This window comes from Pseudomonas sp. RV120224-01b (assembly GCF_003208145.1).
Taxonomy (GTDB): domain Bacteria; phylum Pseudomonadota; class Gammaproteobacteria; order Pseudomonadales; family Pseudomonadaceae; genus Aquipseudomonas; species Aquipseudomonas monteilii.
The window spans coordinates 68502-90725 of sequence record NZ_QKMQ01000013.1 but is presented as its reverse complement, the minus strand read 5'-3'; the positions used below and the strand labels follow the sequence as shown (position 1 = coordinate 90725).

General features: G+C 62.9%; 21 protein-coding genes and 1 riboswitch. Of the genes, 6 read left to right on the top strand and 15 right to left on the bottom strand.

All coding sequences use genetic code 11. From position 1 onward, the window contains the following. Window positions 1-7: 7 nt before the first annotated feature. From ribA to N436_RS19495, 3 genes are read left to right on the top strand one after another with little or no spacing between them, the layout of a single operon-like run. Window positions 8-625, top strand: a complete 618-nt coding sequence (ribA, locus tag N436_RS19505) for a GTP cyclohydrolase II (protein ID WP_012270291.1) — start codon at window positions 8-10, stop codon at window positions 623-625. Continuing rightward, on the top strand, window positions 622-1041 hold the full coding sequence (locus N436_RS19500; protein WP_110741770.1) for an MFS transporter: 420 nt from the start codon (window positions 622-624) through the stop codon (window positions 1039-1041). Before ribA ends, N436_RS19500 begins: the two co-directional genes overlap by 4 nt. Next, on the top strand, window positions 1041-1853 hold the full coding sequence (locus N436_RS19495; RefSeq protein ID WP_110741769.1) for a cobalamin-binding protein: 813 nt from the start codon (window positions 1041-1043) through the stop codon (window positions 1851-1853). The genes N436_RS19500 and N436_RS19495 overlap by 1 nt, the downstream gene beginning before the upstream one ends. Here the strand turns inward: N436_RS19495 and N436_RS19490 are convergent. The 5 genes from N436_RS19490 to ribB form a co-directional block, all read right to left on the bottom strand. Continuing rightward, complete coding sequence (locus N436_RS19490) at window positions 1831-3702, bottom strand: TonB-dependent receptor domain-containing protein (RefSeq protein WP_110741768.1); 1872 nt, start codon at window positions 3700-3702, stop codon at window positions 1831-1833. The genes N436_RS19495 and N436_RS19490 overlap by 23 nt on opposite strands. Before the next feature lie 162 nt (window positions 3703-3864). Then, the gene (dxs, locus tag N436_RS19485; protein ID WP_110741767.1) at window positions 3865-5760 is read right to left on the bottom strand and encodes a 1-deoxy-D-xylulose-5-phosphate synthase; all 1896 of its coding nucleotides are present in this window, start codon (window positions 5758-5760) and stop codon (window positions 3865-3867) included. A gap of 105 nt (window positions 5761-5865) precedes the next feature. Beyond that, window positions 5866-6753, bottom strand: a complete 888-nt coding sequence (ispA, locus tag N436_RS19480; protein WP_110741766.1) for a (2E,6E)-farnesyl diphosphate synthase — start codon at window positions 6751-6753, stop codon at window positions 5866-5868. Further along, window positions 6750-6992 (bottom strand): exodeoxyribonuclease VII small subunit, encoded by a 243-nt coding sequence (locus N436_RS19475; protein WP_003255380.1) that lies wholly within the window; start codon window positions 6990-6992, stop codon window positions 6750-6752. Before N436_RS19475 ends, ispA begins: the two co-directional genes overlap by 4 nt. Window positions 6993-7128: 136 nt before the next feature. Next, window positions 7129-7779, bottom strand: a complete 651-nt coding sequence (ribB, locus tag N436_RS19470; RefSeq protein ID WP_105948258.1) for a 3,4-dihydroxy-2-butanone-4-phosphate synthase — start codon at window positions 7777-7779, stop codon at window positions 7129-7131. Window positions 7780-7860: 81 nt separating this feature from the next. After that, a riboswitch (FMN riboswitch) is annotated at window positions 7861-8002 on the bottom strand. Between the two features lie 90 nt (window positions 8003-8092). Between ribB and N436_RS19465 the strand changes: the two genes are divergently transcribed. Next, window positions 8093-9298, top strand: a complete 1206-nt coding sequence (locus N436_RS19465; RefSeq protein ID WP_110741765.1) for an RtcB family protein — start codon at window positions 8093-8095, stop codon at window positions 9296-9298. Between the two features lie 5 nt (window positions 9299-9303). Here the strand turns inward: N436_RS19465 and N436_RS19460 are convergent, their stop codons facing one another. From N436_RS19460 to N436_RS19450, 3 genes are all read right to left on the bottom strand, one after another. Beyond that, the gene (locus tag N436_RS19460; RefSeq protein ID WP_110741764.1) at window positions 9304-10194 is read right to left on the bottom strand and encodes an alpha/beta hydrolase; all 891 of its coding nucleotides are present in this window, start codon (window positions 10192-10194) and stop codon (window positions 9304-9306) included. Between the two features lie 82 nt (window positions 10195-10276). Further along, a complete protein-coding gene (locus N436_RS19455; RefSeq protein ID WP_110741763.1) occupies window positions 10277-11623 on the bottom strand; it encodes a sensor histidine kinase in 1347 nt (448 codons plus the stop codon). Further along, entirely contained in the window at window positions 11623-12315 is a 693-nt protein-coding gene (locus tag N436_RS19450) for a response regulator transcription factor (protein WP_110741762.1), read from the bottom strand. The genes N436_RS19455 and N436_RS19450 overlap by 1 nt, the downstream gene beginning before the upstream one ends. A 182-nt stretch (window positions 12316-12497) precedes the next feature. Between N436_RS19450 and N436_RS19445 the strand changes: the two genes are divergently transcribed. Then, window positions 12498-14675 (top strand): TonB-dependent siderophore receptor, encoded by a 2178-nt coding sequence (locus tag N436_RS19445; protein ID WP_110741761.1) that lies wholly within the window; start codon window positions 12498-12500, stop codon window positions 14673-14675. 498 nt (window positions 14676-15173) lie between these two features. Beyond that, window positions 15174-15437: a DUF3077 domain-containing protein gene (locus N436_RS19440; protein WP_105948264.1), complete on the top strand. Its 264-nt coding sequence runs from the start codon at window positions 15174-15176 to the stop codon at window positions 15435-15437. A gap of 89 nt (window positions 15438-15526) precedes the next feature. On the opposite strand, the gene N436_RS19435 is transcribed toward N436_RS19440, so the two are convergent. The 7 genes from N436_RS19435 to N436_RS19405 all read right to left on the bottom strand — a co-directional run bounded on the left by N436_RS19435 (window position 15527) and on the right by N436_RS19405 (window position 22158). Continuing rightward, a complete protein-coding gene (locus N436_RS19435) occupies window positions 15527-16402 on the bottom strand; it encodes a copper resistance protein B (RefSeq protein ID WP_110741760.1) in 876 nt (291 codons plus the stop codon). A gap of 26 nt (window positions 16403-16428) precedes the next feature. Further along, window positions 16429-18126 carry a copper resistance system multicopper oxidase gene (locus N436_RS19430; protein ID WP_110741759.1) on the bottom strand — a complete coding sequence of 566 codons (1698 nt, stop codon included), beginning with the start codon at window positions 18124-18126 and terminating at the stop codon, window positions 16429-16431. Window positions 18127-18527: 401 nt separating this feature from the next. After that, window positions 18528-19229 carry an XRE family transcriptional regulator gene (locus tag N436_RS19425; protein ID WP_060499530.1) on the bottom strand — a complete coding sequence of 234 codons (702 nt, stop codon included), beginning with the start codon at window positions 19227-19229 and terminating at the stop codon, window positions 18528-18530. Between the two features lie 187 nt (window positions 19230-19416). Then, window positions 19417-19944 carry an inorganic diphosphatase gene (gene ppa / locus N436_RS19420; RefSeq protein WP_003255365.1) on the bottom strand — a complete coding sequence of 176 codons (528 nt, stop codon included), beginning with the start codon at window positions 19942-19944 and terminating at the stop codon, window positions 19417-19419. A gap of 93 nt (window positions 19945-20037) precedes the next feature. Further along, the gene (locus N436_RS19415; protein WP_060499529.1) at window positions 20038-20853 is read right to left on the bottom strand and encodes a zinc-dependent peptidase; all 816 of its coding nucleotides are present in this window, start codon (window positions 20851-20853) and stop codon (window positions 20038-20040) included. A gap of 9 nt (window positions 20854-20862) precedes the next feature. Beyond that, a complete protein-coding gene (locus N436_RS19410) occupies window positions 20863-21510 on the bottom strand; it encodes a DedA family protein (protein ID WP_016715375.1) in 648 nt (215 codons plus the stop codon). Window positions 21511-21699: 189 nt separating this feature from the next. Further along, window positions 21700-22158: a GNAT family N-acetyltransferase gene (locus N436_RS19405; protein ID WP_016715376.1), complete on the bottom strand. Its 459-nt coding sequence runs from the start codon at window positions 22156-22158 to the stop codon at window positions 21700-21702. Window positions 22159-22224: the final 66 nt, after the last annotated feature.

The window sequence follows — 22224 nt, the reverse complement described above, 5'->3', positions numbered from 1 at the left end:
GCACAACGTGCCCGTCGTCTTTGTTGCCGCCTCTAAACTCCCGACGCCTTTCGCGACTTTCACCATGCATGGCTTTCTCGATGAAGCCACTGGCCGTGAGCACGTTGTGCTCAGCCTGGGTGACATCGCGGACGGTCAGCCGGTGCTGGGGCGTCTGCACTCCGAGTGCCTGACCGGCGATGCCCTGTTCAGCCAGCGCTGCGACTGCGGCTCTCAGCTGGAAGCCGCGCTGCAGGCCATCGCCCGTGAAGGCCGTGGCGTGCTGCTGTACCTGCGCCAGGAAGGCCGTGGCATTGGCCTGCTGAACAAGATCCGCGCCTACGAGCTGCAGGATGGCGGCGCCGACACCGTCGAAGCCAACGAGCGCCTGGGCTTTGCCGCCGACCAGCGTGACTACGCCATGTGCCTGCCGATGCTGGAGCACCTGGGCGTGAAGTCGCTGCGCCTGATGACCAATAACCCGCGCAAGGTCAAAGCCCTGACCGACATGAATATCGTGGTTGCCGAGCGTGTGCCGCTGCACACCGGCCACAACCCGCACAACCGCTACTACCTGGCGACCAAGGCCGGCAAACTGGGCCACATGCTGGGCAACGAACACCAGGGCGAGGCGCCCCAGGCGTGACCCGCGCCGAGGTCAAGCGGCGCCTGGCGCTGGCCTGGTGGCAGTACCTGGCGGTGGGCCTGGTGCCGCTGCCGGTGATGGCCTGGGCCTTTGGCGGCGGTGACGCACTGATCCCGGTGCTGGCCATGCCACTGTTCATTGCCGGCGCGGCGACCATGTTCCTCAGCCTGCCGCGTTTCGGGGCTTACAAGCGGGCCCTGATCGCCACCTCCAAGGTGCTTGGCACGGGCGAAGAGCCCGCCGCCTGGATCGAACTGGCGCGGGTTCGGCGCCTGGCCATGCTGTATGCCTGCTTCCCGGCCTGGGTCGCTGCGCTGTCGGTGCTGGTCGGTCTGGAAGCGGTGCCGCAGATCCTGCTGGCGCTGTCCACCGTGGTGGTGCTGTACCTCTATCGCATTCCGCGTCAGCTCGGTTAATGCGTCTGCTGGCTGGCCTTCTGGTACTGGTAGCCTGCACCGCACTGGCCGCTGAACCCATGCGGGTCGTCAGTCTGGCGCCGTCGATGACTGAAATCATGCTCGAACTGCAGGCCGACGACCTGCTGGTGGGTGTGCTTGACGGTGGCGAACGGCCGGCGGCGCTGCGCGACCTGCCCTCGGTGGGGCGCCAAGGGCAACTGGACATGGAGCGCCTGCTCAGCCTGCGCCCTGACCTGTTACTGCTGTGGCCTGGCAGCGTGCCGCCCGCCCAGCGCGACCAGCTCAAGCGCCTGGGCATTGCCACTTTCAGTGCCGAACCCCATGACATCGAGCAACTGATTGAGCAGATCGAGGCCATTGCCGGGCGCGTCGGGCGTGCCGAGCAAGGCCATCAGTACGCCCAGGCCCTGCGGGAGCGGTTGGGGCAGCTGCGTCAGCAGTATCGGCGCGATGAGCCATTGCAGGTGTTCTATCAGGTCTGGGACCGCCCCTTGTACACCTTGGGTGGCCGGCAGGTGGTCAGCGATGCCTTGGCCGTGTGCGGGGCGCGCAATGTGTTCGCCGACCTCAGTCAGCCGGCGCCACAAGTGAATGTGGAGTCTGTGCTGCTGCGCAACCCGCAGGTCATCCTGGCTGGCGATCAGGCGCAGCTCGCGAGCTGGAAGGCCTGGCCGCAACTGCGTGCGGTTGCCGATGGCCGCTTGCTGGTGGTGCCCGACAAGGGGCTAGAGCGGCCCAGCGGGCAGATGATCGAAGCCACCGCCCGCTTGTGCGCGTTGCTCGCGGCTAGAGCGCCGGCGTCCAGGTAACGCTGAACAGCAGCGTTCGGCCTTCTTCGCGGTACGGGTGGTAGGCGCCTTCATAGCTGTAAAGGGCACGGTTGTAGGCGCGGTCCAGCAGGTTATCCAGCTTTGCTTCCAGTTTCACTTCATCCGTGGCTGCCCAGCTACCGCGCAAACCGAGCAGGCCATAGCCGCCGATGCGGTTGCGGTTGGCTTCATCGTCATAGCTGCTGCTGACTGCTTGCCAGCTTGCCCCCACGCTGAAACGCCCCAGTTCACGGTCCAGGTCCAGGCTCAGTGTGCGGCGGGCACGGCGGGCGAGGGTGTGGCCGCTGTCGCGGTCACGCGGGTCGATCAGTGCCAGGCCCAGCTGGCTGCGCCACGGGCCCCATTGTTGCGCCAGGGCCATCTCGAAACCGTTGATGCGTGCCGAGGCGACGTTGCGGGGTAACGAGTCCTGGCCGAACACGATCGCATCGCGCAGGTCGGTACGGTACAGCGAGGTTTCCAGGCGGCTGTCCGTGGTCAGCTGGCTGCGCCATTGCAACTCGTAGCTTCTGGAGTGCTCGGGGTCCAGGCCCGGGTTGCTGAACTGGGGGTAATACAGGTCATTGAAGGTGGGCGCCCGAAAGCCTTCGCTGTACGACAGCAGTACGTCGTTCTGCGCATTCAACGGCAAGGTCAGGCTGCCGCTCCAGGTGGTCTGGCCGCCGAACTGCTGGTTACGGTCATGGCGCACGCCCACTTCGGTGGAAAACTGCTCGCCCCGGTAGCGGTGCTGGAGGAAGACGGCACGGTTCCAGCGGCTGTCCTCGGTGAAATCGGTGCTGGCGTGCACGCGGTCTTCGTACCAGTCGCCGCCGAGCAGCAGGCTGTGTTGCTCGCCCAGCGCAAGGTCGTTCTGCCAGGTGACCTGGTCCCGGTAGGTGTTGAACACAAAGCGTTCGGCGCTGAGCTTGTCGCGCTTGTCGTCACGGTTTTCGCTATGGGCCAGTTCCAGCCGCGAATGCCAGGTGTCGGTAAGCTGGGCATCGAAGTAACTGCCCAGGCTGCTGACGCTGAAATCGGTGTAGGGCTTTTGCCCGAAGCTTTCGAAGGTGACCGGGTCGAAGCCGCCGAACGGGTTGTCGTACTCGCTGCGGCCACGGTCGTCGAGCAGGTTCAGGCCGGCTTCGAACCGTTCGCCGAAGGTGTGGCTCAGGCTCAGGTTCAGCGACTTGTTACGGTAGGCATCGTGGTCGCCATCGCTGGCGAATGATGGTCCGGTCGAGTCGATACCGGCGGTTTCATCCAGGCTGGTGCCAAGGTTGAACCGGGTTTCGCCATTACCTCCTGAGAGGCCAAGGTTTCGCTGGAACGTCTGGTTGCTGCCCGTTGCCAGGCGCAGGCGCGGTTGCAGGCCGTTGCCGCTGCTACGGCGGGTAAAGATCTGGATAACCCCACCAATGGCGTCGCTGCCGTACACCGCCGAGCGCGAGCCGCGCAGCACTTCGACACGTTCGATCTGGTCCACGTCGAGAAATTGCAGGCCGCTGTCGCCGGAGGTGGCGTTGGCGATGCGTACGCCATCGACCAGCACCAGGCTCTGTGCGGCCTTGGTACCGCGTATGAAGATGCCAGGCAGGCTGCCACGGCCCCCGGTGGGGGCCACTTGTACGCCGGGTACGCGGGCGAGTAGGTCGGTGACGCTGGTGGGTTGCAGGCGGTCGATGTCGGTACGGGTGAAGACGGTGTTGGCGGCGCTGGTGGCGGTGCGTGACTCGACCTGGCGGCTGGCGCTTATGAGTACGTCGGGGAGCTTGAGGGCATCGTCGCGTTCGGCGGCCAGCAGCGGGAGAGGGAGGCAGAGCAGGGTGGCAAAGGTTGGGGCTTTCATTAGGGCTTCCAAAGCAATCGCCGGCAAGCCAGCTCCCGCAGGAGCTCTACAGGTCTCAGGCCAGTAGATATCCTGTTGGACAGGAATTCTACAGGCTTCAGGCCAAAGGAGATCCTGTGGGAGCTGGCTTGCCGGCGATGGGCCGCAAAGCGGCCCCAGAGATTACAGGCCGAGCTTGGCCATGCGGGCCTTCACCGAGGCCTCGATCCCGGCCGCATCCAAGCCACACTCAGCCAGCATCTGCGCAGGCTTGGCATGCTCGACATAGATGTCCGGCAGCCCCAGGTGCAGCAACGGTTTGACCACGCCTTCGTTGGCAAGGAACTCACCCACCGCAGCACCCGCGCCACCCATGATGGCGTTTTCTTCGATGGTCACCAGCAATTCATGGCTGCCAGCCAGCTCCAGCACCAAGGCCTCGTCCAGCGGTTTGACGAAACGCATGTCGACCACAGTCGCGTTGATCTGCTCGGCCACTTGCATGGCCTCGGCCAGTTGAACACCAAACACCAGCAGGGCGACGTTCTCACCCTGACGGCGAATCACGCCCTTGCCGATTTCCAGCGGTTCGAGGTCGCCGCTGATCGGCGCATTCGGGCCGGTGCCACGCGGGTAGCGAACAGCCGCCGGGCCGTTGTACAGGTGGCCGGTGCTGAGCATCTTGCGCAGCTCGTTCTCGTCGCTCGGGGTCATCACCAGCATGCCCGGGATGCAGCGCAGGTACGACAAGTCGTAGCTGCCCGCGTGGGTCGGGCCGTCTTCGCCGACCAGGCCGGCGCGGTCGATGGCGAACAGTACGTCGAGGTTCTGCACCGCCACGTCGTGGATCAGCTGGTCGTAGGCACGCTGCAGGAAGGTGGAGTAAATCGCCACCACCGGTTTGCTGCCCTCGCAGGCCATACCGGCTGCCAGGGTGACGGCGTGCTGCTCGGCAATCGCTACGTCGAAGTAACGTTCCGGGTAGCGCTCGCTGAAGGCTACAAGATCCGAGCCTTCCTTCATCGCCGGGGTAATGCCCACCAGGCGGTTGTCGGCGGCGGCCATGTCGCACAGCCACTGGCCGAACACGGCGGAATATTTCGGCCCGCTGGCTTTTTTCGGCGCGGCAGGCTTGTCGGCCGGCTCCAGCTTGGTGATGGCGTGGTAGCCGATCGGGTCAACCTCGGCCGGGGCGAAGCCCTTGCCCTTCTTGGTCACCACATGCAGGAACTGCGGGCCTTTCAGGTCTCGCATGTTGCGCAGGGTGGCGATCATGGTCGGCAGGTCGTGGCCGTCGATCGGGCCGATGTAGTTCCAGCCCAGCTCTTCGAACAGGGTGCCGGGGGCCAGCATGCCCTTGGCATATTCCTCGGTGCGACGGGCAATTTCCCAGGCGCCGGGCAGGCGCGACAGCACTTTCTTGCTGCCTTCGCGCATGCTTGAGTAGGTGCGGCTGGAGAGAATCTTGGCCAGGTAGTTGGACAGGCCACCGACATTGCGCGAAATCGACATGTCGTTGTCGTTGAGGATCACCAGCATGTCGGCGTTGACTTCCTGGGCGTGGTTCAACGCCTCGAAGGCCATACCGGCGGTCAGCGCACCATCACCGATCACCGCAATCGACTTGCGTGCGCTGTTTTGCAGGCGGGCGGCAATGGCCATGCCCAGTGCGGCGCTGATCGAGGTGCTGGAGTGGCCAACGCCAAAGGTGTCGTACTCGCTTTCGCTGCGGCGTGGGAAGGCGGCGATACCGTCCTTCTGGCGCAGGCTGAGCATGCGGTTACGGCGCCCGGTGAGGATCTTGTGCGGGTAGGCCTGGTGGCCGACGTCCCACACCAGTCGGTCGTCCGGGGTGTCGAATACGTAGTGCAGGGCGATGGTCAGCTCGATCACGCCCAGACCGGCACCAAAATGCCCACCGGTCTGACCCACGGTGTAGAGCAGTTCCTGGCGCAGTTCGTCGGCCAGGGTCTCCAGGTCGGCTTCGGCCAGCCGGCGCAGGCCGGCAGGCGTGTCAGCGCGGTCGAGCAACGGCGTGACCGGGCGTTCGCGGGGGATCTCTTGAAACGTCGTGGGCATCAGGCGAGTCGTTATAGGTGTGTGAAGACGCGGCAGTTTACCCCATTGTAGGAAAAGCTGCCCATTCAGACGGGTGTCGCATGGGCCGCACAGCGGCCCTGAGAATCAGTTGCGGCGTTCGACGATGTAGCGCGCCAACGCCCGCAGTGGCTCGGCCTTTTCGCCGAACCCATCCAGTGCGACCAGCGCCTGGTCGCGCAGTTCGATCGCATAGGCCTTGGCCGCTTCCAGCCCCAGCAGTGCCGGGTAGGTTGGTTTGTCACGAGCTATGTCAGCACCCTGGCGTTTGCCCAGGGTGGCGGTGTCGCTTTCCACGTCGAGGATGTCGTCCTGCACCTGGAATGCCAGGCCGATGGCCTGTGCATAAGTTTGCAGGGCATCCAGCTGCGCCTGTTCGGCACGGGCGCTGGCCAGGGCTCCGAGACGTACGCTGGCTTCAATCAGCGCGCCGGTCTTGTGCCGGTGCATGAACTCCAGCGCCTGCTGGTCCAGCTTCAGGCCAACCGAACCGAGGTCGATGGCTTGGCCACCGACCATACCAGCCGGGCCGGCAGCTTTGGCCAAGGTCTGGACCATGGTCAGTCGAATGCTGTCGCTCTGCGGGCTCAGGCGCGGGTCGAGCAGGGCGCTGAACGCCAGGCTCTGCAAGCCGTCGCCAGCCAGAATGGCGCAGGCTTCATCGAAGGCTTTGTGAGTGGTCGGCTGGCCGCGACGCAGGTCGTCGTCGTCCATGGCCGGCAGGTCGTCATGCACCAGCGAATAAGCGTGAATCAGTTCGACCGCGCAGGCTGCGCCGTTGGCTTGTTCGGCCGGGGCACCCAGGGCTTCGCAGGCTGCATAGGCCAGCAATGGGCGTACACGCTTGCCGCCGTTCATCACGCTGTAGCGCATGGCGGCGTAAAGGCGTTCCAGCTCTTTGGTCGGGGCGACGAACAGGGGTTCGAGGGCTGCGTCGACGCGCGCCTGGCAACTGGCCTGGTAGGTGCCGATCATGCTTCTGGCTCCGCGTCGAAGGGCTGGGCAGCCAGCTCGCCATCGCGCTCCAGCAGAATTTGCACCTTCTGTTCGGCCTGGGCCAGGGCACCCTGGCAATCACGGGTCAGAGCGATGCCTTGCTCGAAGGCGGCCAGCGACTCTTCCAGCGACAACTCGCCGTTCTCCAGGCGCTCGACCAGTGCTTGCAGGTCTGCGAGGGATTGCTCGAAATCGAGGGAGGCTTTTTTGCGGGCCATGGCGACTGTCTCGGTGGCATATCAGAACGGCGCGACACTAGCAGAGCGGGGCGGGGGGAGCAAACTTCAGGGGTAATGAGGCGGGTTTCAAAGGCCCTTTCGCGGGTAAACCCGCGAATGGCCCCAAGGTGATCTATCAGGCAGGCTCGGCTTCCCGCTCCACCATCGCCTCACGATACCGCGCCAGCTCCTCGATGGTCAGCACCGGCAAGTTGTACTGCCGCGCGTACACCGCCACCTGCTCGCCACGGGCCATGCTGCCGTCGGGGTTCATCAGCTCGCACAGCACGGCTGCCGGGCGCAGGCCGGCCAGGCGTGCCAGGTCCACCGAGCCTTCGGTGTGCCCACGGCGGGTCAGCACCCCGCCATTGCGGGCGCGCAGCGGGAACACATGCCCTGGGCTGACGATATGGCGTTGTTCGGCGCTGGAACGCAACGCCGCGCCAATGGTGGTGATGCGGTCCTGGGCAGAAACCCCGGTGGTGATGCCTTCTGCCGCTTCGATGGTGACGGTGAAACCGGTGCCGTGGCGGGCCTGGTTGTTCTGCACCATCGGCGCCAGTTGCAGTTCGTCAACGGTGGCTTCGTCCAGGCACAGGCAGACGATGCCGCTGCAGTCGCGGATCATCATGGCCATGGTTTGCAGCGTGATGTTTTCGGCAGCCGCAATGATATCCGCTTCGTCTTCGCGGTCGTCATCATCAAGCAGCAATACAGGGCGCCCGGCCTGGAAGGCGGCGATGGCGGCAGAAACATTGGGGAATTGCGGGTAGTGAAGGGTGGACATGAAACGCTCCTCGTGAATGATCGATGAACGTCTCGGGGCGAACAAAATGCGCGCGCAGGGGCGCCCGGATAGGCCCCTGCCTGACGCCTTCTTTCATCCGGACTATGACCGTCGGCTCTGGAGTCGCACCAGATCTGCTGACCCCCGGCATGGCCGGGGCGCTCGCGGGCTCATCTTTCGATTTACCGCCGGTGGGGACTTTCACCCCGCCCTGAAGACCGGCCAAGCATAACGCACATGGCCACCCCACTGGCAACCCGTGGCTCTACGACCTTTGGCGGTATCATGCAGCCATGCATAAGAGGAACAAGCGATGGACACTCTCCAGATCGCCGGCGGCAAGCCGGTCAAGTTGTGGACCGACGGCGTACCGGTCGAGGACGAAGCCCGCCGGCAACTGCTCAACACGGCCCGCATGCCTTTCATCTTCAAGCACCTGGCGGTGATGCCGGATGTACACTTGGGAAAAGGTTCGACCATTGGGAGTGTGATCCCCACGCTCGGCGCGATTATCCCCGCCGCAGTCGGCGTGGACATTGGCTGCGGCATGATCGCCGCGCGTACCTCGCTGCACGCCCGCGACCTGCCCGACAACCTGCACGGTCTGCGCAGCGCCATCGAGCAGGCCGTGCCGCATGGCAAGACGTTCGGCAAACGTGACCAGGGCGCCTGGGCCGATGTTCCAGCCAAGGCCGACAAGGCTTGGGCTTTGCTGGCCGGGCGCTTCAAGGCCATAACCGACAAGTACCCACGGCTGGAGAAAACCAACAACCGCCACCACCTGGGTACGCTGGGTGGTGGCAACCATTTCATCGAGGTATGCCTGGATGAAACCGACCGCGTCTGGTTCATGCTGCACAGCGGTTCGCGGGGCGTGGGCAATGCCATTGGCAACCTGTTCATCGAACTGGCTCAGGCTGACATGCGCCAGCACCTGGCCAACCTGCCGGACAAGGACCTGGCGTACTTCGAGGAAGGCAGCCGCCATTTTGGCGACTACGTCGAAGCCGTTGAGTGGGCGCAGGACTATGCCCGGCAGAACCGTGAGCTGATGATGCTGACGGTGGTCCACGCTGCCCGCAAGGTGCTTGTCAAACCGTTCGAGGCCAGCCTGGAAGCGGTGAACTGCCACCATAACTATGTGCAGCGCGAGCAGCACTTTGGCCACGAAGTGCTGGTCACGCGAAAAGGCGCGGTGTCGGCTCAAAAGGGGCAGCTGGGTATCATCCCGGGCTCCATGGGCGCCAAGAGCTTTATCGTGCGCGGGCTGGGCAATGAAGAGTCGTTCTGCTCCTGCAGCCATGGCGCCGGCCGGGTGATGAGCCGGACCAAGGCCAAGAGCCGCTTTACCGTCGAGGACCAGCGGCGGGCCACGGCGCATGTGGAGTGTCGCAAGGACAAGGAGGTGATCGACGAGATCCCGATGGCCTACAAGGACATCGACGCGGTGATGCGCGCGCAGCGGGAGTTGGTGGAAATAGTGCACACCTTGCGGCAGGTGGTGTGTGTGAAGGGCTGACAGGTTTATTGCGACATTTCCTCAAGAACCTGCTTCAGCGAGGCCGGTAACATCGGCCCGTGCCCCAGCCCTTCAAACCGCTCGAACCGTACCTGCAACCCCGGCACCTTGGCCAGCTGGGCCACCAGCGCTCGTGCGGGCTGTTCAACATCACCTTGCACCGGCATGCGCGGGTTTGCTGGCTCCTCACTGCCGCGCATCAGCAACAATCGCGCTCGGCCGCTACCCAGGCGCTGCCCAAGCCCCTGCGCCTCGCGCAAGATCGCCCCGTCATGCCACCACAGCGATGGGCTGGCCGCTGCATAGTCACTGAACGCCCCGGGCCGGGTGAACAGCGTATGCAGCACGGCCAGGCCGCCATAGGAGTGGCCCCACAACGTCTGCTGTTGCGTGTCGATGGGGGCCAGCCCGGCCACCATCGGCCGCATGCGTTCGGTCAGCAGATCAAGAAACGCATCCACGCCGCCACTGGGCTCGCCGGTCAGCGGGTCACGCTGTTCAGCCTGGCCAGGCAGCGCCGGGGTGTAGTCATACGTACGCCCGGTCCGCTCGATACGTTGTTCGGTCTGGTAACCCACGGCCACCAGCAAAGGCGCCTGGCCGGCGGCGAGCTTGTCCAGTTGCTGGCTTTGCAGTGCCCCGATCGCGGCATTGCCATCGAGCATCCACAGCACCGGGTACCCCGAGGCGGGCGCCGGGCGGTTGGGTTTGCCGATCCACAAGCGGTAATGGCGTTGGCCATCGGCCGAGTCCAGGTCGAGCTGGGTGAAGCGATAGGCCAGGTCCTGGCGCTGCAGCAGCGAGGTGTCCATCTTCTGGTTACGCTCGGGCTGCGCCAGGGCAACAGGCGCCGCAAGGGCCAGTGCCAAAGCCAGTGTCAGGGTCATCTTGCTCATCGGGCGTCTCGTCAGGGCCCGGCGAGGAACGCGAGGCTGGAGCGCCCAGATGATAATCAGTCCTGATTGAGCGTAAAGCGCATTAACTTTCTAAACAGTCGCTGGCGGCCGGCAAGGTCAAATGCAGGCACAGGCCCGGGTGGCCATTGCTGGCCCACAACCGGCCGCCTTGCAGCTCAATCGCGCGTCGGGCAATGGCCAGGCCCAGGCCGAAGCCAGCGCCGCTGTCGGCAAGGCGCTGGTAAGGTTTGAAGATGCGTTCGAGGTCCGCGTGCGGTACGCCGGGGCCCTGATCGCTCAGGCGCAGGTGCCAAACGTCGCCTTCGCGCCAGCCATCCAGGCTGACCCGGCCTTCGGGTGGCGAATGGCGAATGGCATTGCGCAGCAGGTTTTCCAGGGCTTGTGCAAGGCTGTCAAGGTGGGCTTGTACCTGGCAGTCGATACCAAGCGAGCATGGCAGGCGCGCAGGGGCCCAGCCGCTTTCGAAGCAGACGTCCTGGCACAGGGCTTCCCACACCGAAACCATCAATACCGGTTCGGTCGGCAAGCTGGGTTGTTCAGTGTCCATCCAGGCCAGGTCCAGGGTGTCTTCCAGCAGCTTCTGCATGTCGGCGACTTCGCGGTCCAGACGCTCGCGCAGCTGAGGTGGCGGCAAGTCGCTGTCATGGACGATGCGTAGCCGCGCCAGCGGCGTGCGCAGTTCGTGCGACAACGTGCGCAACAGCAGGCGCTGTTGCTCCAGGCTCTGGCGCAAGCGCCCGGCCATGTGCTCGAAGGCCTGTGCCAGTTCCCCCAGCTCATCGCGGCGCTCTTGCAGGGGCAGGGCGGGGCTGTCCAGGTCATCGGCACGCAGGGCGTCGGCGCGGTCGCGCAGGCGGTTCAGCGGCACTACCAAATGCCGGTACAGCGCCAGGCCCAGCAGCAGGGCGAGCAGTGCGGGGGCCACGCCGTGGGTGACCACGTGGGTCCACGGCGTAAGGCCAGTGGGTAGCAGTCGCTCAGGCAGTTGCAGCACCAAGCGGCCGTGCTCGGGGTGTCGCGGGAATTCGATGCTGACGTAGGGCAGTTCATCTTGCAGGCGACGGCTCATCGGCCAATCGAGTTTGCGCATGAAGGTCAGGTGGCTGGCCTGCTCGGCACTTAGCGGGGTGGTACCGAGGCTTTGCAGGTGCGGCCCAATCACCGCCACCCAGGTGTCCTCGGCGCGTTCCAGTTGCCTGCGCCAGGTCTCGACGCCCACCGCACCGCCTTGGTCCCAGGCGTCTTCGGCTTGTTGTGCATAGCGCGCCAGGTAGTCCTGGTCGGCCGGGGACAGGAAATAGGTGCTGCGCTCCACCGACAGGCCCCAGGTCCAGATCAGCCAGACCAGCAACAGGCAGAAGCTGACTTGCAGCACAGCCAGTTTCCACAGCAACGGGTGGCGGCGCATCAGGGCTGTTCCGTATCGACCAGGAGGTAACCCTGGCCGCGCACAGCCTGGATCTGCAGGTGCTGGGCGTTGATGTCGGCCAGTTTGCGGCGCAGGTTACACACATGCACATCCAGGCCCCGGTCCAGGCGGGTATAGGCCCGGTGCAGCACGGTCTGGTACAGGAACGGCTTGCTCAGGGCTTCGCCGGGGTGGGCACGCAGCGTCACCAGCAAGCGGAATTCGGAAGCCGTGAGGCCTGCGGCGTTACCGTTGTGGATAACGTCCTGGCGGTCGTGGTCCAGCATCACCTCGCCCACGTCGGCCCGCAGCGCCGTGCCGCGATCGAACGCCACGCGCCGCAACAGGGCATCGACCCGTGCGTCCAGCTCCGCCAGGCTGAAGGGCTTGGGCAGGTAGTCGTCCGCACCTCGGGTGAAGCCACTGATGCGGTCCTGTTCCGCCCCCAGCGCCGACATCAGCATGACCGGCACCGCCTGCTGGCGGCGCAATGTATCGAGCAGGCTGAGGCCGTCGATGCCCGGCAGCATGATGTCCAGCAAAACCAGCTCGAATTGCGATTGCTGTATGGCATTCAGGGCCTGATTGCCGCTGGCGCAGGCATGCACCTGGAAACCACGGTTGAGGAAATGGCGTTCCAGGTCCTGGCGCAGGCGTGGATCGTCTTCGACGAGGAGAAGTGAGGTGGGCACGGTGAGCCTTGAATGAGAACTTCTATCAGTTACGAATCATCCCATTGCTGGCAGGGGGAGGGCAACGCCCGGTTGTGTTAAGAAGGTTAATCCTGCTGCACCCCCGTTTTCGCTCCGGTATCGTTCGCAAAAAGCAACTTGTTTCGTTTGCGAATTAATACCATTTGGGCGGAAGGTGTGTCATGAACGGTTTCAAACGTGTGGGGAACCCGCGGCGGGTACGGGGTTTGTTGGTGCTGGGCTTGCTGGCGCCGTTTTCGTTGTCGGCGCTGGCTGAAACGGTCGCGACCCAGGCGGCAGCCGAAGACAACTCGCTTGACCTGCCGGCACTGACCATCGAAGGCAACCGCCTGTACGACATGCTGCCCTCGGAGGCCACCGGTGGCTACAGCGTCGATGCCGCGACCGTGGGTACCAAGACACCTGCGGCGCTCAAGGACATCCCGCAATCGATCACCGTCTACACCCAGGACTACGTCAAAGACCGCCAGTTCGTACACCTGGATGACCTGGCCAAGTACACCGCCGGCCTGCGCACCCTGACCAACGACAGCGGCCGGTCTTCGATTTACGCCCGTGGTTACGAATACAGCGAGTTCAACATCGATGGCCTGCCGGCCCCCATGGCCAGCATCTTCGGCACTGTGCCATCGCTGGCGGCGTTCGACCGTGTCGAAATCATGCGTGGCCCGGCCGGGCTGTTCAGCAGCACCAGCGAGCTGGGCGGCATCGTCAACATGGTGCGCAAGCGCCCGACCGCAGAATTCCAGGGCCACATCGAAGGCAGTTACGGCACCTGGGACACCAACCACGAAGAAATCGACCTGAGCGGGCCGCTGGATGACGCCGGCCGCGTGCGTGGGCGTTTCATCGCATCCCGTGACGACACCAATGGCGAAGTCGATTACAACGCCAACACCAGCAACAGCTACTACGGCGCGCTGGATGTCGACCTGGACGACGCCACCACGCTGTCGTTCGGCCTGATGCATGAAGTGAAGAACATCACCCCGCACAACGGCTACCCGGCAACCTTGTCTGGCGACGTGCCGGACTTCAGCCACTCCCGTTTCCTGGGTGCCGACTGGAACTACTTCGACGGCAAGACCACCGACCTGGTCGCCGAGCTGACCCACCGCTTCGACAACGGCGGCTATGGCCGTGTCGCCGCCCGTGGCTCGCACCGCGACACCAACTACCTGTACGCCTTCACGGCGACCAACGCCACCACCGGTGCCAACTCCGAGCGCGCCAGCGCCCGTGACTTCACCCAGGACACCTACTCGCTGGACGCCAGCTACAGCCAGCCGTTCGAAACCCTCGGCCAGGTCAGCGAATTTGTGGTCGGTACCGACTACAAGAACTACGACACCGAGTACCTCAACGGCACCACCAACCTGGGCGCCATCAACGTCAACACCTACTCGCCGAAGCAGTTCGCCAAGCCGTCGCCCAACTACAGCACCGAGACCGGCATGCAGGAAGAGGAATACGGCCTGTATTCCAAAGTCACCTTCCGCCCGATTGATCGCCTGGCCCTGATCGCCGGTGGCCGTTTCAGCTGGTATCGCGGTGATTTCTACACCACCACCCTGAGCAGCGGTGCCACTACCAACGACAGCAAACGCGTAGATGGCCACTTCACGCCCTATGCCGGCGTTGTCTATGACCTGACCGAGAACCACGCGCTATACGCCAGCTACTCGCAGGTGTTCAAACCGCAGTCCGACACCGACAGCAACGGCCGGGTGCTGAAGCCGCGTGAAGGCGAGCAATATGAGTTCGGCCTCAAGAGCAGCTACTTCGGCGGCGACCTGAATACCCGCTTCTCGGTGTTCCGCCTGACCGACAAGAACCGCGCCACCACCGAATACGACGAGGATGGCGTAGACACCAACTTCTCCGTGGCCTCCGGAAAAACCCGCGTCAAAGGTGCCGAAGTGGAAGTGAGCGGCAAGCTGACGCCGAACTGGGAACTGCTGGCCGGCTACACCTGGATGGAAACCGAAACCCTCAAGGGCGATGCCGAAACCACGTTCTTCATCATGCCGCGCAACCAGGCTTCGCTGTGGAGCAAATACACCATCAGCCAAGGCCCGCTGAACGGCCTGGCCATTGGTGGCGGTGTTACGGCGATGAGCAACTTCTACGCTGAGAATGGTGGCGTGCGTATCGATGCACCGGGCTATGCCACGGTGGATGCGATGTTGTCTTACCCGGTGACCTCGAAGCTGACCGCCACCTTCAACGTCAACAACCTGTTCGACCGGGATTACCTGTCGCGGGTGGGGTCGACCTCCACGTTCAACTTCTATGGGCCGTCGCGCAGCATGATGGTTGGGGCGCGGTATGACTTCTAATAATCAGTTTTTTCCCGTTGCGTGTAGGCCGTTTCTGAAATAGCTTCCTACCGCCTTTGCGCCATTGCGGTGGTGTTCTCGGCGGCCTAGTCTGGCCCTGTCGTTGCCAAATCAGCGACCGGGCCTGCAAGCCCGCCAGACGATCAGCACTGCTATCCGAGATGCTTCATACCGGCAACTCGGAGCAATGGTGGCTGCGTGCGGGAGATCTTCGGATCTGCCGGTTCTCGTCTGTCCGGTCTTGCAGACCTGTACGCAGCCGCCACCCATCAAATGCAAGTGATGTCGTGGTGGTTTCTTCGGAATCAGACGAGATTACACCATGCTCAAGACCGTCCCCGATCCACCCCGCGCCGTTCATTCCCTCGAATACAGCCACATCCAGACCTCGGACTTTGCGACAAGGCTTTGCTGATGAGTTGGCTGTACCGGCCCTTTCGCGGTCGAGCCCGCGAAGAGGCCCGCCCAGGCACTAGATAACTTTCAGGGGAATGAACAATGACAACAGAAGACACCCAATTCACCGTCGGCAAAACCACCTTCTACCAAGGTGAAAACGGCACCCACCCACTGTTCCGCATCGAGCCCGGCATCCCGTGCCGAGACGCCCGCGAGCAGTCCTCAGAGCTGATGGGCTATGTACGCGAACTGACCATCACCGGCCTGATGGATGAAAAACCGATGATGATCTGGGCCTCTCACTACCTGAGCGCGATGGCAAAGGCGTTGATGGATGATGCTGAATTGGGGATGAGGCAGTAAGGAGCGGGCCGCTTTGCGGCCCATCGCCGGCAAGCCAGCTCCCACCAGTACTGCGCAGGTCTTCAGCATTGTGCGGTCCCTGTGGGCTCTCAAAACCACATGCGGATGCCGGCAACGAAGCGCGCTTCATCCACATCACCACCCTCGTCGCGGACGAAATCAGCCGTTTTGCCGTAGGAGCGGCTCCAGGTGATGCCTATGTAAGGTGCAAATTGACGAACGATTTCATACCGTAGCCGCAGCCCGACCTCGGTATTCGCCAGGCCAGAACCCACGCCTCGCTCAGGGTCGTTCTTGCCATAGAAATTGGCTTCGGCGGTGGGCTGAAGGATCAGGCGATTGGTCAGCAGAATGTCGTAGTCGCCTTCCAGGCGCGCGGCCGTTTGACCGTTCTCCCCCATGAACGCGGTGGCTTCGGCCTCAAAGCCGTAAAGCGCCATGCCCTGGATGCCGAACGCCGCCCAGGTCTGCGGGGATTGCGGTTTGAAATCCTGGCGCACCCCGGCAACCACATCCCACCAGGGGCTGATAGCGCGGCCATACAGCAACTGCAACTCGGCATCTTCGGTGACGCCGTTGGTGCGTTCGCCTTCGGAGCGAATCCACAGCCGGTTGATATCGCCGCCGACCCACCCGGTAGCATCCCAGGCCAGGGTGCTGCCTTCGTCTGCATCCTGATACTCAAGCTGGTCCAGCAAGAAGAAGCTATTGAGTGCGCTGTCGTGCACCTGATGCCCACCCAGCGGGGGGAATGCCGCCTGCCGGTCTGCATCCGTCAATTCGGGAATCGGCGTTCGGCTGGTCGTCGCAGGGCTGGCAGCACCATGGTTCATCTTCGAGTGATCCATTTCCCCATGATCCATGCCCTTCATCGCGCCATGGTTGTCGCTGGACCACGACGACGGGGCGTAGACAGCAAGCAGGCCTGCGGTGGCAGCAGAGAGGAAAATTGCGCTTTGCTTCATAGGTTTTTTCATCTCGGACTTCCCGCTCATTCGTCCACGCGGACTTCTCGGAACATGCCCATTTCCATGTGGAACAGCAGGTGGCAGTGATAGGCCCAGCGCCCCAAAGCATCCGCAGTCACGCGGTAACTTCGTTTCGAGCCAGGCGGCATGTCGATGGTGTGCTTGCGCACCATGAAGTTGCCGTTCTCATCCTCCAGGTCGCTCCACATGCCGTGCAGGTGGATGGGGTGAGTCATCATGGTGTCGTTGACCAAGGTGATACGAAGGCGCTCCCCGTATTTGAGGCGCAGCGGCTCAGCATCGGAAAACTTGACCCCGTCGAACGACCAGGCGAACTTTTCCATGTGGCCTGTGAGGTGCAACTCGATGGTGCGGCCAGGTTCTCGGCCGTCGGGATCAATGAAGGTGCTGCGCAGGTCCGCATAGGTCAGCACACGGCGGCCGTTGTTACGCAGCCCGATGCCCGGGTCGCTCAGTTTCGGCGTCGGGCTCATCGTCTGCATGTCGACCAAGGGGTTGTTGGTCTCTGAGTCAGGATGGCGCTGCATGGCCCCACTCATGCCGGCCATGCTGCCATGGTCCATCCCCGCCATGCCGCTGTGATCCATACCCATGTCACTCATGGAAATCAGCGGGCGTGGATCAACAGCTGGAACAGCCGCCTGCAAGCCTTCGCGGATAGCCAAGGTGCCCCTGGCATAGCCGGTGCGGTCCATGGATTGAGCAAAGAGGGTGTATGCCTGCTCATCTTCGGGCTCGACAATCACATCGTAGGTTTCAGCAACCGCGATACGGAACTCGTCGACCGATACCGGCTTCACATGCTGCCCATCCGCCGCAACCACGGTCATCTTCAGGCCGGGAATACGCACGTCGAAATACGTCATGGCGGAGCCGTTGATGAAGCGCAGGCGGATTTTTTCGCCAGGCTTGAAAACCACCGTCCAGTTGCCGTCCGGCGTCTGGCCGTTCATGAGGTAGGTGTAGGTGTATCCGCTCACGTCCGCGAGATCGGTGGGGCTCATGTTCATCTCGGCCCACATCGTGCGATCAGTCACCGCAGCGGACCAGCCCATTTCGCCCACGTCGTTGACGAAATCACCCACCGTCCGTTTGTGGAAGTTGTAGTAGTCAGACTGTTTCTTGAGCTTGGACAGCACCCGGGCAGGGTCTTCATCCGTCCAGTCGCTGAGCATCACCACGTAATCCCGGTCATAGGTGAACGGCTCGGGTTCTTTCGCATCGATGACCAGCGCGCCGTACACCCCAACCTGTTCCTGGAAGCCTGAGTGGCTGTGGTACCAGTAGGTGCCGTTCTGATGAACTGTAAACCTGTACTCATACAGGCCATCCGGGGCGATGCCATGGAAGCTCAGGCCAGGCACACCATCCATGTTGGCCGGCAGGATGATGCCGTGCCAGTGGATGGAGGTGTCCTGCTTCAAACGGTTGCGCACGCGAAGCGTAACGGTATCGCCTTCGCGCCAGCGAAGCGTTGGGCCAGGTAAAGAGCCGTTGATTGCCATCGCTGTGCGCGCTGTGCCGGTGATATTGACCGGCAGTTCACCGATGTACAGGTCGAAGTCGCTGCCCGTCAGCACGGTTGGCTGGCCGGGGTTGGTCAAGGCCCACACCGGCGTGCGCCACATGCCCAACCCGCCGAGCAGTCCGGTAGCGGCCAGGCCTTTGACGAAGGTGCGTCTTGTGGTTTTGCTTTGCATGCCGTTGCGTCCAGTCGTGTGGAGTGCGGTTATCCCGGCTGCTGGATGTCGCAGCCCACGACCAAACTAGCGAGTTGCCGCTGTCAGAAAACTGAGTTCGACATTACTTTTCCGTCAGCTTCTCGAAGGGGGGGCAGGCTGCAGAGGGCTTGGGAGGCTTTCCGCGAGGCATTAAAAAGCCGGCTTGTGGCCGGCTTCTCGGGGACGCTTCCGACTAATTTATGGTAAGCCGCAATCGCCTTAACTGAGTGGCCATCAAGGGCCTGAAAGAAATGGCAGATGCCCGTGTGGGATATCGCCAGAGCCCTCTGGACCGCGGCTTGCGCAGGTCGGGGCTGAATGTGCCGCGTAGCATACAAGGGCACGCGCAGGATGCCCAGCAAAAAATGGCACAGGGTGTTTCAGCCAGGCCGCTGTTGGCGGAAATGCGACCAGTGAAACACCCAGCCAAGAATTTCCAGGCCCTGCGCCTGGCACTGTGCGGGGGTGTAGCGTTCGACTGCGTAGTTGCGCCGGTCATGGCTGTGCAGGTACAGCGTACCGTGCTGGCCAAGGCTGAGGTTGTTCACCCTGAGCATGCCGTTGTGCAGCAGGGCATAGGTTTCGCCCTCGACCACTCGGGTCATGCCCAGGTCGATGGCCAGGCTGGCATTCAGCGGAATCAGCGGCAGCATGTTGCTGGCCGGCATCGCCAGGCAGATCGCATTGGCGGCATGCACACCCAGCCCCCTCAAGGCTTTTGCCGGCAAGCGCAGGTGTTTGCTGGCCACCGGCGACAGCAGGCCTTGTTGCAACTGGTAGTAAGGCACCTTCACTGCCCGGCCATGTTCCACCGACAGCGGAGAGGGCGGGTTGACGGGCGTTGGCCGGGGCGCGCCGCTGCGCAGGATCGGATTGGGATGTTTGGGCCCTTCTCCGGTGCGTAGCCAACGGCGGTGCACACAGAACAAGTCGGCCAGTTCGTCCAGCCGGGCCAAAGGCACACCCCGTTTGAACCAGTTGTTGACGTGCTGCGGTGTGACGCTGCGTTGGGCGGCAAAATCGGAAGGGGTCAGGCCACATTCGTGGAGCAGGGCTTTGAGGCGGTCGCCGGAAGTGTTCATGCTGGCGAGTGTAGCGGCGGGGGTGTCAGCAAGGATATGAACCGGGTGTTGACAGGGGTTGTACGAAAAGAGGTGGTTTGTAGGGAGTTGATGTAGGACTGCGTAGGATTTATTACCAGCAACCTGAGCATCGCCCATTCAGGCATAAAAAAACCCCGCCATGGCGGGGTTCTTCCTGCAACCGGTATCAGCCCTTGTAGGCAGCAACCGATTTGGTGATCGCGGCACGGGCGGCGTCGGCGCCTTCCCAACCTTCGATCTTGACCCACTTGCCCTTCTCGAGATCTTTGTAGTTGGCAAAGAAGTGCTCGATCTGCTGGATCAGCAGGGCTGGCAGGTCGGTGTATTCCTTCACGTCAACGTACAGCTGCGACAGCTTGTCGTGAGGAACAGCGATGACCTTGGCGTCGCCGCCGCCGTCGTCGGTCATGTTCAGCACGCCAACCGGACGGGCGCGGATAACCGAGCCTGGCGCTACCGGGTAAGGGGTAACAACCAGCACGTCCAGCGGGTCACCGTCATCAGCCAGGGTGTTTGGGATGAAGCCGTAGTTGGCTGGGTAGAACATTGGGGTAGCCATGAAACGGTCGACGAACAGGGTGTCGCTGTCCTTGTCGATCTCGTATTTGATCGGCGCGTGGTTGGCCGGGATCTCGATGGCGACGTAGATGTCGTTCGGCAGGTCTTTGCCCGCCGGAATCTTGCTGTAGCTCATTGGGCAGTGCCCCCGTGTTTGACCAAAAAAGTGGCGGCGATTATAGGCACATTCTGCCGGGGCATGCCACGCCTGGCCTGATGTGCGGCCCCGTCAGGCGTGGCTTTCACGGTATTCGGGGTGTTCGGCCTGTAGCCGGCGCAGGCGCGCCAGCGGGTCTTGCCGGTAGAACAGCGACAACTGGCGGTAGACCAATGGATAAGCCTGCTGCAGCAGGTCGGGGGCACTAAAGAAGTATTCGCTGGTGACAGCAAAGAATTCCGCCGGGTTTTCCGCGGCATAAGGGTCGATGGCGGTTTCGGCGTCGGGGTTGGCGTCCAGCTGGCGGTTGAGGTCGTCGTAGGCCTGTTGCATGGCCGTTGCCCACTCATCCACCGGCATGCCACTGTGCAGCGGGGGCAGGCCGTTGGCATCGCCATTGAGCATGTCGAGCTTGTGCGCCAGCTCATGGATGACGAGGTTGTAGGCCTCCCAGCCGCCACTGGCCAGCACGCCGTTCCAGGCCAGGATGATCGGCCCCTGTTGCCAGGCTTCGCCGCTGTGCTCGCCGTCCCAGACGTGCTCCACGCCACTGGCATCGCGGTGGCGCTGGGGGCTTTTGAAGTCGTCGGGGTACAGAATGATTTCGTGGAAGCCCTGATACCAGTTCAGCTCGCCCAGGTGCAGCAGTGGCAGTTGCGCCTGGGCGGCCAGCAGCAGGCGCTGCTCGTCGTCCAGTTCGACGCCGGGCAGGCAGGTGAGGTGCTTGTCGAGCAGGAACAGGATGCAGGCTTCGCGCAGCCAGTGGTCTTCGGCGTCACTGATGCCGTCCAGCATCGGCAGGCGCTCGCGCACGGCCTGCCATTGCTGGGGGGAGATGGGGTAGCGCGCCAGGGTGCGCTTGCGCCGCCAGGCGCTGAACGACCACATGAGTGGCGATCAGTGAGCCTTGGCGGCCCGGCCCAGGCGGCCGCGCAGCAGGCCGAGGATCATCGGCACCAGCGACAGGATGATGATGCCCACCACCATCAGCGACAGGTGTTGCTTGATGAATGGCACGTTACCGAAGAAGTAACCCAGGGTAACCAGGCCTCCCACCCACAGCAGCGAACCGGCGATGCTGAAACCGAGGAAGCGTGGGTAATGCATGTGCGCGATGCCGGCGACGAACGGTGCAAAGGTACGCAGGATGGGCAGGAAGCGCGCCATGGTCACGGTCTTGCCGCCGTGGCGTTCGTAGAAGTCGTGGGTGCGCTGCAGGTAATCGCGGCGGAAGATTTTCGAGTTGGGGTTGTTGAACAACCGCTCGCCGGCCGTTCGCCCTATCACGTAGTTGGTACTGTCCCCCAGGATGGCGGCAGCCATCAGCAGGCCGGCCAGCAGCACCGGGTCCATGCCACCACCAGCGGCCACGGCGCCAGCGATGAACAGTAGCGAATCGCCTGGCAGGAAAGGCATTACCACCAGCCCTGTTTCACAGAAAATGACGGTGAACAGGATGGCGTAGATCCAGGGACCGTAATTGGTGACCAGCAGATCGAGGTAGGCATCGAGATGCAGGATAAGGTCCAGCGGGTTGAAATCCATGTACAGCACCTGTGTTCTGGGGCGTAGGCTCGGTTACCTGGGGATGGGTAAATTTTCACACATGACAGGTGGGGCATTATACGGCTAAGTCGCGAACATGCCCGGGGAGTTTGTAGCGGGGGGTTACGGCGGGGGAGTATTCCGGTACCGGCCTCTTCGCGGACTTGCCCGCGAAGAGGCCGGTACCGGTCAATCCTGGCTGATCGGCAGGATGTAGCTCTTGAACTCGGTATCTTCACGAAACCCGATGGATTCGTAGGTCTTGTGCGCTACCTCATTGTCCGCGCTGGTCGAAACCCGCATGCGCACGGCGTTGGTCTCTTTCGCCATTTTCTTCGCCTCACGCATCAGGTGGTCAGCCACCAGCATGCGCCGCGAGTCTTCGGCCACGTAGATGTCGTTGAGTATCCATACCCGCTTCAGCGATAGCGACGAGTAGCTGGGGTACAACTGGCAGAAGCCCATCAGCTTGCTGTCGTCATCATCCGGTAGCGCCAGGTAGATCACCGATTCATCCCGTTTCAGGCGCTTTTCCAGAAAGCTGCGCGAGCTGTCGGGGTAGGGCAGCTGCCCATAGAACTCACGGTATCTGACGAACAGTGGCGTGAGCAGGTCGAGGTGTTCCAGGGTTGCCTTGATGATGCGCATGTGCGGCCCTCAGAGTCCATTTAGGGAAACAGCGGAATGCCTGCAGCGTTCAAGGGCATGCTGCCC